This window comes from Streptomyces sp. NPDC032198, assembly GCF_040636975.1.
GTDB lineage: Bacteria > Actinomycetota > Actinomycetes > Streptomycetales > Streptomycetaceae > Streptomyces.
The window spans coordinates 78,821-94,780 of record NZ_JBEZVL010000013.1 but is presented as its reverse complement, the minus strand read 5'-3'; the positions used below and the strand labels follow the sequence as shown (position 1 = coordinate 94,780).

Annotated in this window: 15 protein-coding genes; 9 read left to right on the top strand and 6 right to left on the bottom strand. The window is 69.9% G+C overall.

Annotated features, from left to right (window positions below; translation table 11 throughout):
• Positions 1–181 precede the first annotated feature (181 nt).
• Positions 182–376, bottom strand: coding sequence for a CsbD family protein (locus AB0E78_RS31045; protein ID WP_361839419.1), 195 nt, complete (start codon positions 374–376; stop codon positions 182–184).
• A 135-nt stretch (positions 377–511) separates the two neighbouring features.
• Complete coding sequence (locus AB0E78_RS31040) at positions 512–973, bottom strand: VOC family protein (RefSeq protein ID WP_361839416.1); 462 nt, start codon at positions 971–973, stop codon at positions 512–514.
• A 216-nt stretch (positions 974–1,189) separates the two neighbouring features.
• Here AB0E78_RS31040 and AB0E78_RS31035 point away from each other — a divergent pair, with 216 nt between their 5' ends.
• A complete protein-coding gene (locus AB0E78_RS31035; protein WP_361839413.1) occupies positions 1,190–2,254 on the top strand; it encodes a YafY family protein in 1,065 nt (354 codons plus the stop codon).
• Here AB0E78_RS31035 and AB0E78_RS31030 read toward each other — a convergent pair.
• Complete coding sequence (locus AB0E78_RS31030; RefSeq protein WP_361839411.1) at positions 2,184–3,194, bottom strand: hydroxyacid dehydrogenase; 1,011 nt, start codon at positions 3,192–3,194, stop codon at positions 2,184–2,186. The genes AB0E78_RS31035 and AB0E78_RS31030 overlap by 71 nt on opposite strands.
• Before the next feature lie 466 nt (positions 3,195–3,660).
• Between AB0E78_RS31030 and AB0E78_RS31025 the strand changes: the two genes are divergently transcribed.
• The 8 genes from AB0E78_RS31025 to AB0E78_RS30990 all read left to right on the top strand — a co-directional run bounded on the left by AB0E78_RS31025 (position 3,661) and on the right by AB0E78_RS30990 (position 12,069).
• The gene (locus AB0E78_RS31025; RefSeq protein ID WP_361839408.1) at positions 3,661–4,989 is read left to right on the top strand and encodes a sugar ABC transporter substrate-binding protein; all 1,329 of its coding nucleotides are present in this window, start codon (positions 3,661–3,663) and stop codon (positions 4,987–4,989) included.
• Entirely contained in the window at positions 4,986–5,960 is a 975-nt protein-coding gene (locus AB0E78_RS31020; protein WP_361839405.1) for a sugar ABC transporter permease, read from the top strand. Before AB0E78_RS31025 ends, AB0E78_RS31020 begins: the two co-directional genes overlap by 4 nt.
• Positions 5,957–6,823 (top strand): carbohydrate ABC transporter permease, encoded by an 867-nt coding sequence (locus AB0E78_RS31015; protein ID WP_361839403.1) that lies wholly within the window; start codon positions 5,957–5,959, stop codon positions 6,821–6,823. The genes AB0E78_RS31020 and AB0E78_RS31015 overlap by 4 nt, the downstream gene beginning before the upstream one ends.
• Positions 6,824–6,878: 55 nt before the next feature.
• Positions 6,879–8,171 carry an alpha-L-fucosidase gene (locus AB0E78_RS31010; protein WP_361839400.1) on the top strand — a complete coding sequence of 431 codons (1,293 nt, stop codon included), beginning with the start codon at positions 6,879–6,881 and terminating at the stop codon, positions 8,169–8,171.
• Positions 8,172–8,249: 78 nt separating this feature from the next.
• Positions 8,250–9,686 carry a polysaccharide lyase 6 family protein gene (locus tag AB0E78_RS31005; protein WP_361839397.1) on the top strand — a complete coding sequence of 479 codons (1,437 nt, stop codon included), beginning with the start codon at positions 8,250–8,252 and terminating at the stop codon, positions 9,684–9,686.
• Positions 9,683–10,177, top strand: a complete 495-nt coding sequence (locus AB0E78_RS31000; RefSeq protein ID WP_361839394.1) for a hypothetical protein — start codon at positions 9,683–9,685, stop codon at positions 10,175–10,177. Before AB0E78_RS31005 ends, AB0E78_RS31000 begins: the two co-directional genes overlap by 4 nt.
• A gap of 14 nt (positions 10,178–10,191) precedes the next feature.
• Positions 10,192–10,836: a GDSL-type esterase/lipase family protein gene (locus tag AB0E78_RS30995; RefSeq protein ID WP_361839391.1), complete on the top strand. Its 645-nt coding sequence runs from the start codon at positions 10,192–10,194 to the stop codon at positions 10,834–10,836.
• 105 nt (positions 10,837–10,941) lie between these two features.
• Positions 10,942–12,069, top strand: a complete 1,128-nt coding sequence (locus tag AB0E78_RS30990) for a S1 family peptidase (RefSeq protein ID WP_361839388.1) — start codon at positions 10,942–10,944, stop codon at positions 12,067–12,069.
• Between the two features lie 64 nt (positions 12,070–12,133).
• Here the strand turns inward: AB0E78_RS30990 and AB0E78_RS30985 are convergent, their stop codons facing one another.
• The 3 genes from AB0E78_RS30985 to AB0E78_RS30975 all read right to left on the bottom strand — a co-directional run bounded on the left by AB0E78_RS30985 (position 12,134) and on the right by AB0E78_RS30975 (position 15,916).
• Entirely contained in the window at positions 12,134–13,636 is a 1,503-nt protein-coding gene (locus AB0E78_RS30985; RefSeq protein WP_361839385.1) for a carotenoid oxygenase family protein, read from the bottom strand.
• 170 nt (positions 13,637–13,806) lie between these two features.
• A complete protein-coding gene (locus tag AB0E78_RS30980; protein ID WP_361839382.1) occupies positions 13,807–14,967 on the bottom strand; it encodes an agmatine deiminase family protein in 1,161 nt (386 codons plus the stop codon).
• Between the two features lie 379 nt (positions 14,968–15,346).
• Positions 15,347–15,916, bottom strand: a complete 570-nt coding sequence (locus tag AB0E78_RS30975) for a DinB family protein (protein WP_361839379.1) — start codon at positions 15,914–15,916, stop codon at positions 15,347–15,349.
• Positions 15,917–15,960: the final 44 nt, after the last annotated feature.

Genomic DNA, 15,960 nt, shown 5'->3' with positions numbered 1-15,960 from the left:
TGCCGCACGCCCATCCGGTGGGCGGTCCTGTCGCGTCCGACACGCTGTGCCGACCGCAGCGATTCATCGTGGCGGCCTAGAGCGGGCCCGGACCACCCGCCGTGAGAGCCGTGTGGCGGGAGCCGTCCGGAATGGCCGAAGCCCCCGCACGGGAGTGGGCGGGGGCTTCGGTGAAGTCAGGTCAGGCGCCGTCGCGGCGCTTCATGGAGTCGCGCGCGTCCTCTGCCCGGTCGCGCGCGTCGCCCATGGCCTTCTTGGCGTCGCCCTTCGCCTGGTCCATCTTGCCCTCGGCCTGCTTGCCGCGGTCGCCCGTGACCTTGCCGGTCATCTCCTTGGCCTTGCCCTTCATCTTGTCCATGCCGCCCTTGTCAGCCATGACCACTCCTTTGTCGGTGCAGCGCCCACCGGTGTCACAGACGGTGTGGGCCTCTCGCTTCAACGTAAGCGGGAGACGGCGACCCCGCCCGTCCAGCCGTCACGCACCGTGACGACAGGAGAGTGGCGGGCGGAGTCAGTCCAGGCAGAACTCGTTGCCCTCGGGGTCGGTCATCACGATGAGGCCGGCGCCCAGCGGGGGAGCGGGCTCATCACGGCGCACCCGCTTCGCCCCCAGCGCGACGAGGCGGTCGCACTCGGCCTCCAGCGCCGCCATGCGCTCCTCGCCCTGCAGTCCGGGAGCCGCACGGACGTCGAGGTGGACGCGGTTCTTCGCGATCTTGTCCTCCGGGACCTGCTGGAAGAACACGCGGGGACCGTCCCCCGCCGGATCCTCGATGGCCGACCTCGAGTTGCGCTGATCCTCCGGTACGCCGATCCGCGCGAGGAAGTCGTCCCACGCCGCCAGCGCGTCGGCGCCATCGGGCAGGTCGACGCCGGGCGGGCCGGGGTGGACGTAACCCAACGCGTCGCGCCAGAAGGACGACAGGGCCCGCGGGTCATGGGCGTCGAAGGTGATCTGGATGTGACGGCTCATCGGCTTGCTCCGTTCGCGGCGGTGTTCGTGTGCGGGCAGTTCAGATGCGGCTGGCAGTTCAAGCGGGCCAGGCAGTTCAAGCGGGCCAAACAATTCAGGCGGGCTTCACGCTGCTCACGCGGTGTCCGGTTCCAGTGGAGTCCGTCTGCGTTCATGGAGCCACCGTGACACCCATGGCGGACAGGATCGGTCCGCCATCTCTGGCAGTCTGAGCGCATGGACGGGGCACGCGACGACGAACTGGGCACCACGGAGCGGGTCCTCACGCTGCTCGGTCTGCTCCAGCAATGCCAGGTGTGGACGGGCCCCGAGCTCGCCGCCCGGCTCGGGGTCACGGCCCGCACCGTACGGCGCGACGTCGACCGGCTGCGCACGCTCGGCTATCCGGTGCACGCGGGCCAAGGCGTCGGCGGCGGCTACCGGCTCGGTCCGGGGCGGGACCTGCCGCCGCTGCTCCTCGACGACCAGGAGGCGATCGCCACCGCGGTCTCGCTGCTCGCCGGCGCGGGAGGCGCGGTCGCCGGTGCCGGAGATGCCGCACTCCAGGCGCTGACCAAGCTCGACCAGGTGCTGCCCGCACGGCTACGGCACGAGGTCCGCGCGCTCTCCGAGTCGGTGGAGTTCTTCAACGGAGGCCGCGCGCCCGTCGACCCCGAGGTGCTCATGACGCTGGCCAGAGCGTGCCGTGACGAGGTCGAGGCCGGCTTCGACTACCCCTCCAGGGGCGAGGTGGGAAGGCGGCGGGTCGAGCCCTACCGCCTGGTGGCCTCCGACCGGCGCTGGTATCTCCTCGCCTTCGACCTCGACCGTGACGACTGGCGCAGCTTCCGCGTCGACAAGATGACCGACGCGTCCGCACGGACCTTCCGCTTCCGCCCGCGCGAGGCACCCGACGCGGCCACCTACGTACAGGAAGGGGTGGCCAGTCGGGTCTATCCGCATCAGGCGCGCTTCCTCGTGCACGCGGCGGCCGACACGGTGCGCGCGCAGATTCCGGCGTCGGCGGCGGTCGTGCGGCCGCGGGGGAGCGAGTGCTGCGAGGTGCTGAGCGGCGGCGAGCGCCTCGACGCCGTGCTCATGCACGTGCTCCTGCTGGGGCACGACTTCGAGGTGCTCGACCCGCCGGAACTCGGCCAACGCTGCCGCGTACTGGCGCAGAGGCTCCGGTCGGCCGGGACGACGGACCCGTCGCCCGCGGACGGTCCGGGTGTCAGGCCAGGGATGCGGCATGGGCGGGGTCGATCGCGTGGCGGAGGGGCTGCTCCCGCAGGAAGCGCCTGAGTTCGTCGCGTACGAGGTGTCCGAGCCGGTGGCGTTCGGCCCCCAGCGCACCGCCGAGGTGAGGCGTCAGGACGGCGTTGGGGAGGGTGAACAGCGGCGAGTCCGCGGCCGGGGGCTCCGGGTGCGTGACGTCGAGGACGGCGGTGAGGTCGGGCCTGGCGTGCAGGACCTCCGCCATCGCCGCCTCGTCGATGAGCGCGCCCCGGGCCGTGTTGATCAGAGTCGCCCCCGGCAGCAGGGAGTTCAGCAGCTGAGCGCCGACGGAGCCGCGGGTCTCGGGCAGGAGCGGGGCGTGGAGGCTGACGACGTGGCAGGTGGCGAAGAGCTCCTCGATGCCGACGAGTCGTACGCCCATCTCCTGTGCGGCGGCCTCGCGGGTGAGGGGATCCGTGGCGAGGAGGTCCACGTCGAAGCGGCGCAGATGGGCCGCGACGAGCCTGCCGATGTGGCCGAGCCCCATCAGACCCACCCGTGACCGGTAGGCGCCGGGAACGGCGGGGTTGGGCGGGAACTTGCGGCTGGCGGCCATGTCGCGGCCGATGCGGTGGACCTGCTTCAGCCCGAGGAGGACCTGCGCGAGCGTGAACTCGGCCACCGGGACGGCGTTGGCCGCTGCCGCGGAGACGATCGGGATGCCGCGCTCCCAGAACGCGGGCGTCGTCAAGTGCCGTACGGAACCTGCCGCGACGAGCACGGCCCGCAGCGCGGGGGCCTGCGCGAGGAAGGCGGCGTCGAGGACGGGAGCGCCCCAGCCGGTGAGCAGGATCTCGGTGTCGCGCAGCACGCCGGGGTGGTCTTCGAGCTGCTGCCGGGTGAGCGGTGGGCCCTGCCGGTCCACGAGCAGGTCGATGCCGGCGAGCACCTCGGGCGGATAGACGTCGGCCCTCCGTTCCTCCTCCATGACCAGCAGTGCTGTCGGTCGGCGTGCTGTCTCGTCCATGTCGATGACGCTCCTCGGCTACCAGCGTGTGGGCCTGTGGGGAAAAGTCCGTCTGGGTGTGGAAGGTTGGCGCAGCTTGTTCGAAATTTCGAAAATTCGCCGCTCCGGGCGACGATACATCGGATGACTGCGGATGGCCGATGTGTCTACGGAGAAACGGAAGTTGGCTGACACGGGACGGCCTGCCCGGGGTGCGGGCAACGCGTGTACTCGCCGTGAACGCGTTGGGTCGATGCCCTGTACAGCGAGAACTTCAAGGCGGTGGGCGGGAGTTCAAGGTCTCCCTCCCCATGGGGACGTGGTCCGCCGCGGGGTGGTGTACAGGGGGAGTGTGCGTACGGCGTTCGGTGGGTCGATCAGGAAATTTTGTATTCATCGGAGTATTGACCCGGGATTTGCCGCGCCGTTAGCGTCCCCGGCAAGCGCTTACTAGGGGCGGCCGTGACGCAGTGAAACGGGAGTTGTGATGCAGAGATCGCGGTGGATCGGTGCGGGTTTCCTCGCATCGGCACTGATCCTCACCAGCTGTACATCAGGTCCCGCGGGAGCGGACGTCGAGCAGGACTCCAAGGCACCGCTCGAACTGTGGACCAGGACGACACCGGGCGGACCGGGGGAGAAGGGCACGCTCGCCCTGGCCGCCGCCTTCGAGAAGTCCACCGGCCTCAAGGTCAAAGTGACGGCCATCTTCGACGACTTCGAGACCAAGCTGCAGCAGCGGGCCGCGCAGAAGGACCTCCCCGACATCGTCATGAACGACGTGACACAGCTCGGCGCCATGCACAGCCAGGGCCTGCTCCGCGAGATCGACCTGGACAAGATCAAGAGCAGCGGTGAGATCACCGCGCAAGGCCTCGACTCCGGAAAGAGCCTGGACGGCAAGCAGTTCGGCCTACCGTACTCGGCGCAGGCCACCGGGCTGCTCATCCGCAAGGACTGGCGCGAGAAGCTGAAGCTCGACGTCCCCGAGAACTGGGACGACTTCGCCGCGATGGCCAAGGCCTTCACCACCAAGGACCCGGACGGCGACGGAAAGAAGAACACCTACGGCCTCGCCGCCCCGCTGTCCACCAAACGCGGCTACGCCTCCTGGTACTTCTCCAACTTCCTCTGGGCCGCGGGCGGAGACTTCATCGCCGACGCCGGGGGCGGGAAGTACCGGCCGGCCATGTCCACGAAGAACTCGGTACGGGCCGTCCAGTGGTTCCGCGACCTGGGCTGCAAGGGCAAGGCCATCCAGCCCGGCGCGGTCACCATGGACACCCCGCCCACGAACGAGACGTTCGAGGCGGGACGGACCGGCATGTTCGCCGTCGGCCCCTACCTCCTGCCCCGCTTCGACGAGGTGCTCGGCAAGGACAAGTACGAGGTCGTGCCGATGCCCAAGGGCCCGAAGGACGCGACCGTGCTCGCCGAGGGCGGCTCCGTCTATCTGATGGCGGGCTCCGCGAACCGGGCGGGCCAGGACTCCTTCGCCGACTTCGCCGTTTCCGCCAAGGGCCAGCGCACCGGGATGAAGGGCGAGACCGGCTTCACCGTCCAACTGCCCGTCAACAAGACCGTGGACGTCTCCAAGGTCCGTCCCGACCCCCGCTGGCAGACCTACGCCGAGGTCTACCGCTCCTCGGGCCGGTACGCCCCCTCCATCCCGAACTGGACCGCCGTACGGCAGACCACCGCGGAGGCCATCAACGCCCTGATGGCGGACTGCGGCCTGAACACCAAGAAGGAGCTGCGCGACCTCGACAAGCAGCTCGCCGGCATCCTCGAGGAACAGGGAATCGCCGCGTCATGAGCCTCGACCAGGTGAAACGCGCTCCGCTCGGCGGCGGACGGGGGGCCACCGGCCCTGCGGGACCCCCGGACGGCGCGGGCGCCGGGGGCCGCCGAAGACACAGCCGCCGGTCCGGCCGGTGGTGGACCCCCTGGCTGTTCCTGGCGCCCGCGCTCCTCCTCTTCCTGTACTTCAAGTTCATCCCCATGGCCAACGCCCTGACGATGTCCTTCCAGGAGGTCCAGCCCTACCTCGGCAACCGGTGGGTCGGCACCCAGAACTACGCCACCGTGCTCGGCTCCGACGGCTTCCGCGAGGCCGCCTGGCACACCGTCGTCCTGGCCGCCGGGCAGACGGCGGGCTCGATGCTCCTCGGCCTGGCGCTCGCGCTGCTGATGGAGGGGCAGGGCCGCCGCATCGGCATCGTGCGCTCCGCGGCGTTCCTGCCGGTCGTGGTGCCGATCGCCGTCGTCGCCGAACTGTGGCGGATCATGTACCACCCGACCGAGGACGGCATGCTCAACTCCGTCCTCGGCCTGGTGGGGTTCGGCCCGTCCGGGTTCATCAACGACCCCGACTCGTCGCTCGTGTCGATCATGCTCACCGGCATCTGGCGCGGCGCCCCCTACGACATGATGATCTTCCTCGCCGGACTCGCGAGCGTGGACCGCGGTCTCTACGAGGCCGCGAAGGTCGACGGCGCCTCCAGACTGCAGCGCGTGTGGCACGTGACGGTGCCCGGCCTGCGGTCGGTGTTCTCGATCCTGTTCATCCTCGCCGCGATCCGCGGACTGCGGGTGTTCACCGAGGTGTTCCTGCTCACGAACGGCGGCCCCGACGGCTCCACCGAGGTCGTCATGACCCTGATCTACAAGCTCGGCCTCGAACAGAACCGGCTCGGCGTCGGGGCGGCGGGAGCGGTCCTCCTGTTCGTCATGACGCTGATCCTGACGATCGTCGTCCACCTCGTGCGCCGCAGGGAGAGCAAATGAACGCGCCGACCGAGACCGCACTCGGCCTGACCGAGAGCAGGAGCACCGCGGGGCGGGCCCTGAAGGCCGTCACATACCTCCTGGTCCTGATCGTCTTCGCGGGACCGCTGCTCGCCCTCCTCGTCAGCGCCTTCAGCAAGGTCAAGGACCCCACCCAGCTGAGCGTCATCCCCTCGGGCGCCACCCTGGACAACTTCCGGATCGCCTTCGACCAGGGCGTGCTGGCGTACCTGCTGAACTCGTTCTTCGTGGTCGGCTTCGGCCTGCTGCTCCAGGTGGCCGTTTCCGTCCTGGCCGGATACGCACTGGCCCGGAAGGTCTTCCCCGGCATGACGGTGGCCCTCGTGGCGATCCTCGCCACGCTGATGCTGCCCGAGGAGATCCTGGCCCTGCCGCTGTCCCTGATCCTCGCCGATCTGCCGGTCGTCCACTTCAACCTCATCGGCACCCTCGCGGGAATGATCGTCCCGCTGGGCGCCTGGGGATTCTCCATCCTGGTGATGACCGAGTTCATGAAGGACGTGCCCAAGGAACTCGAAGAGGCAGCGCGCATCGACGGCGCCGGTGACCTGCGCATCTTCGCCCAGATCATCCTGCCGATGTGCAAGCCGGCGCTGGGCGTCATCGGCGTCTTCGGCTTCACGATGATCTGGGACCAGTACCTGCTGCCCCTGCTCGTCGCCACGGACTCCTCCTCCTACACGCTGCCGCTGGCGCTGCGCACCCTGCGGATCGACCCCGACGTCACGCCCGGAGTGGTCCTCGCGGCCTCGCTGCTCGCGCTGCTCCCCTCCGTGATCGTCTTCTTGTTCTTCCAGCGCTCCTTCGTGCACGGGCTGTCCTCCGGAGCCCTGAAGGGCTGATCAGCCCCGGAAACCCGCCCGCCGCACCACCCACGACCGCAAGGAGCGACACCCCGTGAGCCCGACCGAAGCCCCCGACACCACCTGGTTCACCACCGACCGGTTCGGCATGTTCGTCCACTGGGGCCTGTACTCCCTCGCCGCCCGCCATGAGTGGGTCAAGAACCGGGAGAAGCTCTCAGACGAGCAGTACCAGGTGTACTTCGACCACTTCGACCCCGACCGCTACGACCCGGTCCGGTGGGCGCGGACCGCCAAGGCCGCGGGCATGCGGTACGTCGTGCTCACCACCAAGCACCACGACGGCTTCTGCCTGTGGGACAGCGCCCTCACCGACTACAAGGCCACCAAGACCCCGTACGGCCGCGACCTCGTCCGGCCGTTCGTCGAGGCGTGCCGCGCCGAGGGGCTCAAGGTCGGGTTCTACTACTCGCTCATCGACTGGCACCACCCGTCGTTCCCCGTGGACGGCACCCACCCCCAGCGCGACGACGAGGAGTTCAAGGCCGCCACCGCCGACCGCGACATCCGCGACTACCGGAGCTATCTGCACGGCCAGGTCCGCGAGCTGCTGACCGACTTCGGACGCGTCGACTACCTCTTCTTCGACTTCTCGTACGCGGGCCGCCACTGGTGGGGCGGCAAGGGCCCCGACGACTGGGACGCGCCGAAGCTCCTGGAGATGATCCGCGAACTCCAGCCGCACACTCTCGTCAACGACCGGACCGGACTTCCCGGCGACTTCGTCACCCCCGAGCAGTACCAGCCCGCGGGCCCGATGACCAAGGACGGGCGGCCCGTGGTCTGGGAGGCCTGCCAGACACTCAACGGCAGCTGGGGCTACGACCGCGACAACCTCGACCACAAGAGCGCCGGCCTGCTGATCCGCATGCTCGTGGACGGCGTGTCCAAGGGCGGCAACCTGTTGCTCAACGTCGGCCCCACCGGCCGCGGCGACCTCGACCCGCGCGCGGTCGGCACCCTCGGCGAGCTCGGCCGCTGGACGGACCTGCACGAGCGGGCGTTCCGCGGCTGCGGCCCGTCCCCGTACACCGCACCCGCCGACTGCCGCTACACCCAGCGCGGCGACCGGCTCTACGTCCACCTGTTCTCCTGGCCCCTGCGCCATCTGCACCTGCCGGGGCTCGCGGGACGGGTGCGCTACGCCCAGCTCCTGAACGACGCGTCCGAGATCACCCGGATCGAGATCGCCCCCGGCGAGCCCGCCCTCAACACCGAGATGGGCGGACAGCCCGCGGGCACCCTCACCCTCCAACTCCCGGTACAGCGCCCCGACACACCCGTGCCGGTGATCGAGCTGTATCTGGACACCGCGGCGGCCGGCTGACGGCTCGTCGGCCGAAGCCGCCCGGACCCCCTTCCACCCGCGAAGTCCCTTTCCACCAGCACCCCCCACGGAGGCAACATGAAACGCCGCACCTTCCTCACCGGCACGGCCTTAGGAGCAGCGCTCACCGCCGTGCCGCTCGCCGCTCTGCGTACGGCAGGCGCAGCCGAGAGCGGGACGTCCGCCACGGTCAGTTCGCTGAGCGACCTGCAGAAGGCGATCAACAGCGCCGCACCCGGCGCCCGCATCGTCCTGGCCGACGGCACCTACACCGTCCCGTCCGGCACCTCCATCAACATCTCGGGCAAGAACGGCACCCAGGACGCCCCCATCACCATCTCCGCCGCGTCCCGAGGCGGCGCGGTACTCCGTGGCGAACGCGGCTTCGCCTTCAGCGACTCCAGCAACATCACCGTCAGCGGCTTCGCGTTCCGCCAGAGCACCACCCTGGAGATACCGGCGAACTGCTCGCGCATCCGGCTGACCCGCAACGACTTCCAGCTCGCCGACATCGAGGGCCTGCACTCGGTGATGGTGCGCGCGGACGACAGCAAGGTCGACCGCAACCACTTCCACGGCAAGACCACCCTCGGCGTCTTCCTCTGCGTGGAGGGCTCCGGCAGCACGGCCATGGCCCAGCGCGTGCACATCCTGCGCAACCACTTCTCCGACCACAGCTTCGCGGGCGCCAACGGAGGGGAGCCCATCCGCCTCGGCGTCAGCCCTCGGGCGCTCTCCGCTGCCCACGCCGTCGTGGAGTACAACCTCTTCGAGCGCTGCGACGGAGACCCCGAGGCCATCTCGGTGAAGTCCTCGGACAACACCGTCCGCTACAACACGATCCGCGACAGCACTGGCGGCATCGTCCTGCGCCACGGCAACCGCACCCGCGTGGAGAGCAACTACCTCCTCGACGGCAAGGAAGGCCTGCGCCTCTACGGGAACGACCACGTGGTCCTCAACAACTTCGTGGCGGGCCTGTCCGGACGCGCGCTGGTGGTCGGCAGCGGCAGCACCCGCGACCACAACTCCGGTGAGACGCCCGAGGAGCGGCGCGGCAACGACGCGTGCGACCGCGCGGTGATCGTGCACAACACACTGGTCGGCAACGCCGAAACCCTGGCGGGGGAGACCCGGGACTACGAGCCCCAGAAGGTGGTCATTGCCGACAACCTCCTGGTGGGTGACTCCGGCAGCCTGGTCGCGATGGGGAAGACCACCGGCTTCACCTGGCAGAGCAACATCCTGTGGGGCGGTGCGGCCAACGGCAACATCCCCACCGGCGGCTTCACCCGGGTCGACCCGCTCCTGCGGAAGGAGTCCGACGGGGTGTCCCGGCTTACGGCGGGCAGCCCGGCGATCGGCAAGGCGACGCTCGGCAGCCCCGCCGTGACCGACGACATCGACGGCCACCCGCGGGGCGGCACACGGGACATCGGCGCCGACGAGTACGCGACGACAGCCCCACTGCGCCGCCCCCTCACGGTGGCCGACGTCGGCCCGAACGCGGCATGAGCGGGGACAGCGCGGCCGTGAGCAGGCCGGGGCTCTGCTCCGTCACCTTCCGGCACCTGCCCGCCGCCGAGGTCGCGCGCCGCGCCGCGGACGCGGGCTCGACGTCGTGGAGTGGGGCGCGGACGTACACGCGCCTGCGCAGGAGCGGGACACGGTCCGCGCTGTCCGTGATGTCTCCGACCGTTACGGGCTCGCCTGCTGCTCGTACGGCTCGTATTTCCGCTCGGGGGCGGGCGAGTTGGCCGATTTCCCGGCGCTCGCCCGCGCCGCGGCGCTCCTCGGGGCACCACCGACTTCCGCTGGCCGATCGCGACGAGCTGTGGACGGCGGTCTTCGGCCACCTGCGCGAACAGCACCTGCACCCAGACGCCCTCCTGGAGTTCGTGCCCGGCAACGACCCCGCTCTGCTGACGCGTGAGGCCGACACACTGCGACGTACGGTGGCCCGGCGCTCGGAGCGGCCGGCGAGAACGGCCGGGCGCCCGCACTGAGGAGGCAGACACACATGCACATCACGGCAGACGACAGGCTCCTGTTCATCGGCGACTCCATCACCGACGCGGGCCGCGACCGTACGGATCCCACCTCGCTCGGCAACGGATACGTCCGCGAGATCGAGCAAGCTTTGCGCGCCGAGGCGGGCGGCGCAGGACCCGTGCCCGAGGTCATCAACAAAGGCGTCAACGGCCACCGCGTGTACGATCTCGAATCCCGCTGGACCACCGACGTCATCGACCCGCGGCCCACCGTGGTCACGGTCAAGATCGGCATCAATGACACCTGGCGGCGCTACGACAGCCAACTACCCAGCCCGGTCGCCGAGTTCGAGGACTGCCTGGACCGCCTCCTCACGCACACCCGGCAGAAGCTGTCCGCCCGGCTCGTCGTCATCACGCCCTTCCTCCTCCCGGTCACCCCGGAGCAGGAGAGCTGGTTCGAGGACCTGGCCCCCCGCACCGAAGCCGTCCTGCGCGCGGCGCGCGGCAACGACGCCCAACTGGTGCGCGCGGACCTGCTCCTGCCCGGTGCCGCCGAGGCGAGCGGTGCGGAGGCCCTGGCCCCCGACGGGGTCCATCCGAGCCCGCGCGGCCACCGGCTGATCGCCGAGGCATGGCTCGCCGAGGTCATGGCTTCCCACGGTCATCGCTGAACACAACTCCCGTCGCACCCGTATCTAGGGCCGGACATGTCACCGGCTTCGGCCGGTGACCGGATGCGGAATCCCCCACGGGACACCCCCACAGGAGGCGACGAGTTGAGGCACAAGCGAATACCCAAGCGGAAGGCCGTACTGGCAGGGGCGGCGGCCCTGGGCATGGTCGCGACGGCCGTGCTGCTGCAACAGGCCAACGCCTCGCAGTCCGGTTCGGAGACCGCCTCAGGGGCCGCTGCCAAAAAGGTCAGCGCGGCATCGGCGACGAAGCTGGTCGAGCCGCTGGCCTCGCAGCTCGGTGACGCGTACGCCGGGGCGTACTACGACGAGGCGAAGCAGCAGCTGGTCGTCAACGTCGTGGGCGACGACAACGCGGTGAACGTCCAGGTGAAGAGAGCTGGAGCGGTGGCGCGGAGCGTCGACAACAGCGCCGGTGAGCTGGGTGCCGCCACGAAGACACTGAGCAGCCGGGCCACCATGGCCGGAACCGCGTGGGCCACGGACCCGAAGACGAATCAGATCGTGGTCACGGCCGACCGCACCGTCACCGGCGAACGCTGGGACAAGCTGGAGTCGACCGTCGAATCCCTCGGCTCGGGAATGGCCCGCATCCAGAAGTCCGCGGGAGAGTTCAAGCCCTTCGCCGCGGGCGGTGACGCCATCTTCGGAGGCGGCGCACGCTGCTCGCTCGGCTTCAACGTGACGACCGACGACGGAGCTCCCGCCTTCCTCACCGCGGGGCACTGCGGGGTGGCCGCCGACAGCTGGTCGGACGCCCAGGACGGCGCGGCCATCGGAAGCGTCCAGGCCGCGACGTTCCCGGGGGACGGCGACTTCGCCCTGGTCACATACGACGATCCGGCGACGGAGGCCCCGAGCACGGTCGACACGGGTGACGGCCAGACGGTGGAGATCACACAGGCCGCCGAGGCGGCGGTCGGGCAGGAGGTGTCCCGCATGGGCAGCACCACCGGCCTCCAGGACGGCGTGGTCACCGGCCTCAACGCCACGGTGAACTATCCGGAAGGCACCGTCAGCGGCCTCATCCAGACCGACGTCTGTGCCGAACCGGGAGACAGCGGGGGCTCACTGTTCACCGCCGACGGCAGCGCGATCGGCCTCACGTCGGGCGGCAGCGGCGACTGCACCGCGGGCGGCGAGACCTTCTTCCAGCCGGTGACCACCGCACTGGACGCGGTCGGCGCGACGATCGGCACCGGCGGCAACTGACGGACTCGGCCGGTCGGCGGCGGCCGACCGGCCGAGACCCGCGGCCCCTAGTGCTCAACCGCGGCTACAGTTCCCCGACCCAGCTTCCGTGGAAGCCCAGCGGGACCCGGCCCGGCAGGTGGACGCGGGCCAGTGGGCGGGACGTGAAGTCCTGGGCCGCGAGGATCACCAGGTCGGTGGCGCCGCGGTCGGGGTCGTGCACGTAGGCGAGGAGGTAACCGTCGTCCTCGTCCCGCGCGCCCCGGCGCGGCACGAACACCGGCTCGCTCGCCGCCGCGCCCTTCGGGAAGCGCACCACCTCCTTGCTGTCGCGCAACATGTCGTGCTTGACCAGGCAGTTGCTGAACTTGTCGTCCGGCGGCACCCCGTCCACCGTCTCGTACGCGCGCCACATCTCGGCCGCGCTCGCCGTGTACCCGTAGCGGTGCCTGCGCGAGACCAGGGATTCGTTGACGCGAGGGAACTCCTGGGGCAGATCGTCGATGCGAGAGCTGTGGACCCGGCCGGCGCGCAGGTCGACCGTCCAACGGTCGAGCGTCGGCGTGCCGGTCGTGAACGGGCCGCCGTTGCCCCGCCCGGCCACGTAGAACGGGGCGGGCATGCTGGTGTACTCCACCACCACCGACTCGCCCTGGTCGTACGCGTTGAGGGTGTGCGAATAGAAGACCGGGTCGATCTCGAACCAGCGGGTCGCGCCGCCGGCCCGCGGCATCACCCCGACGCGCATAGGGTGCCGCTCGTTCCAGACGTATGGCACCGCCGCCCCCGACTCGGCTGCCGCCGCGTCGAACGTGACCGGGACGTCCACGATCACCACGTACTTCTGCGTGAGGGCGAAGTCGTGCATCATCGGCGCGTCCGGCACCGGGATCCGGCTGCTCCGTGCCACCCGGCCGGTCCGGTCGATCATGATGTGCCGGACGTGGTCCCAGGTCGGGTAGTACGCCACCGCGTGCAGCTCGTCCGCTGCCGCGTCGTACTTGGTGTGCGCGGTGAACGCACCCCGCAGCGTGGAGCGGAAGTCGTACGGACGCACCGTGCCGAGCTCGCCGTCCAGCTCGTACGGCAGCGGCCCGCCCTCCTGGAGGGCCAGGATCCGCCCCTTGTACGGGATCACGTGCGTGTTGCACGCGAAGTCGTCCGGCGGGACCTCGCCCGGGTACTTCTCGCCCAGCTTCTTCGCCACCTGCGAGGAGCGCACCCACCGGTTCCGGTACCACTCGGCGTGTCCGCCCCGCAGCCGTACCCCGTGCACCATGCCGTCGCCCAGCATCCAGTGATGGGCCCGCGGGTCCTCCAGGCCCAGTGCGTTCGGGCCGGTGCGCAAAAAGCGGCCGTCCAGGTCGCGCGGCACGCGGCCCGTCACCTTCAGGTCGAACGCGGTCAACTCCTCGGTGACCGGCGCGAAGGCGCCCTTCAGGAAGGGGAGAGACCCTTCGCCGCTCCCGCCGACGGCCCGGCCCTGGGACGCCGCGGCCTCCTGGCCGAGCCCGTACCCGCCGACCACGCTGCCCGCCGCCGCGAGCGCCGCCCCTTGGAGAATCCTCCGCCGCGTATGACCGGTCATCATGTCTCCCCGTTCCCGTCGGTGACCGGCGGGGGAAACCGCCGGACTGTTCGCTGGTGACGGGAACAAGCCTGCGCCGACGAGGGCCATGAGACAGGAGGTCTGAGGCCCGGACCAGGGGTGTTGCTGACGCCACCCCCTCTATTGCCACCCCCTCTGTTGAAGAGGCGTCAGTCGACGGGCCCGCCGGGCTGATCGTGCGTCGAGCAGTGGATGCCGCCGCCACCGGAGGCGATGGTGTCGATCGGGATATGCACGACGTCGCGCTGGGGGAAGTGCTCCCGCAGGATGCTCTTGGCGCGCTTGTCGGCCTTGCGGTCACCGAACCTGGGCAGGAAGACAGAGTCGTTGGCGACGTAGAAGTTGGTGTAGGTCGACACGAAGTCGTCGCCCTCGCCGGTGATCCTGTCCAGGTCGGGCTGCGGCAGGTCGATGATCTCGAAGGGGCGACCCTTGGCGTCGGTGGCCTTGGAGAGAACGGACTTGGCCTGGTCGGCGGCGCGGGACCACGCATCGGCGGGCATGCCGGGGAAGGCCCGGTCCAGGAGCACCACGCCGGGCGCGGTGAACCGCACGAGGCTGTCCACGTGTGCGTCGGTGATGTCCTCGCCGCGCACGCCGGCCAGCCAGATCACCTTTTTGATGCCCAGCGTCCGCTTGATCTCGTCCTCGATCCGGTCCCGGCTCTTTCCCGGGTTGCGGTTGTCGTTGACGATCGAGCTCTCGGTGATGAGGAGCGTGCCCTCGCCGTCGGTCTCGAAGGAGCCGCCCTCGGCGACCAGGGGCGCCTTCCTGCGCGGGATGTCGTACTCCGACAGGAGGGTGCGGCCGACGCGGGCGTCGTTCGTGTGCTCCTGCTTGTTGCCCCACCCGCTGAAGTTGAGGTCGACGCCGACGACGTCACCGTCCTGCTCCACGAACACGGGCACGGTGTCGCGGGCCCACAGGTCGTCGACGGCCAGCGGGATGACCTCGACGTCGCGCCCACAGGCCTTCTGGGCGGCCTTCTGCTGGTCGGACCTGGCCAGCATCACGACGTACTCGTACTCCGCGATGGTGCGGGCGACGCGGGCGATGTCCTCGCGTGCGTAGGGGAGGTCCTCCTCCCACACCGACTCAAGGGCGGGCCACGACATGAAGGTGCGCGCGTGGCTCTCCCACTCGGCCCCCATGCGCAGGCCCTGGGCCCCCGTGTCGCGGGCGGTGCTCGCGGCCCCCGTCAGCTCGTCACCGGGACCGCACGCCGTGGCTCCGATGACGGCGGAGCCGATTCCGGCGAGGGCGCGGAGGGCTGAGCGGCGTGAGGGGGCCGACGGGAGGAGGGGGGACACGGTGAACTCCGATCATCGTGATGAGGACCAAGCTATCCATCGGCATGGCAGGACGCGCGCGGAGCACGGTGGGGCTACTCGACGGTTCGACGACTCTGACACAGACTGAAAATTCAGTCAAAAATGTCGAGTGTCCGAGATCGTCGGGCCGGGAGCAGCCCGATGGAGTTCGGGTGCATGGCGCCCCGCGCTCACCAGATCCTCGAGGCGGCCGCGCCGCTGCCGCACGGTTGATCGCCCATCGCGATGTCCGCGACCTGCGCGTCGAGAGCGGCTCGCCGCCCTGCTCGAAGGGCTCGGCGCGGGCTCCACAAGGGGCTTTCTTCGGCTCTTCGCGCTACTGAAAAATCAGTCAGAGAGTATAGTCGGCGGACCCGCCTCAGGCCATGCTCTGCGCGCCGTCCATGGACTCACGGATGATGTCGGCGTGGCCGGAGTGCTGGGCGGTCTCGGTGACGATGTGCATCAGTACCCGGCGGGCCGACCATTGCGCGTCGCCCTCGAACCACGGAGCCTTCGGCAACGGCCACGTGACGTCCAAGTCGGGCAGGGCGGCGACCAGTTGGTCGGTCCTGCGGGCCACTTCCTCGTAGTCGGCCAGTACGCCGGCCAGCGTCTCGCCCGGCAGCATCCGGAAGCCTTCTGCCCGGTCGGCCCAGTCGGCCTCGGTCATGGATGTGAAGTCCGGCATCGTCGCCGGGCCGTTCAGGATGAAGTCCACCCAGGACTTCTCGACCCCGGTGACGTGCTTGATCAGGCCGCCGATGCACAGCTCGCTCGCGGTGGTCCGCAGCCCGGCCTGCTCGTCCGTGAGGTCGCGTGCGGTGAAGCGCAGGAAGTGCCGGTGTTTGGCCAGGGTTTCCAGCCACTCGGCACGCTCACCGGTGACGGCCGGGGTGTTCGTCGAGTCCGTCGGCTCGGTGGTGTTTGTCGGGTCGTTCGAAGTCATGGTCTCCGCCTTCCGATGTTCCTGTCCCGCCGGTCAGGACCACA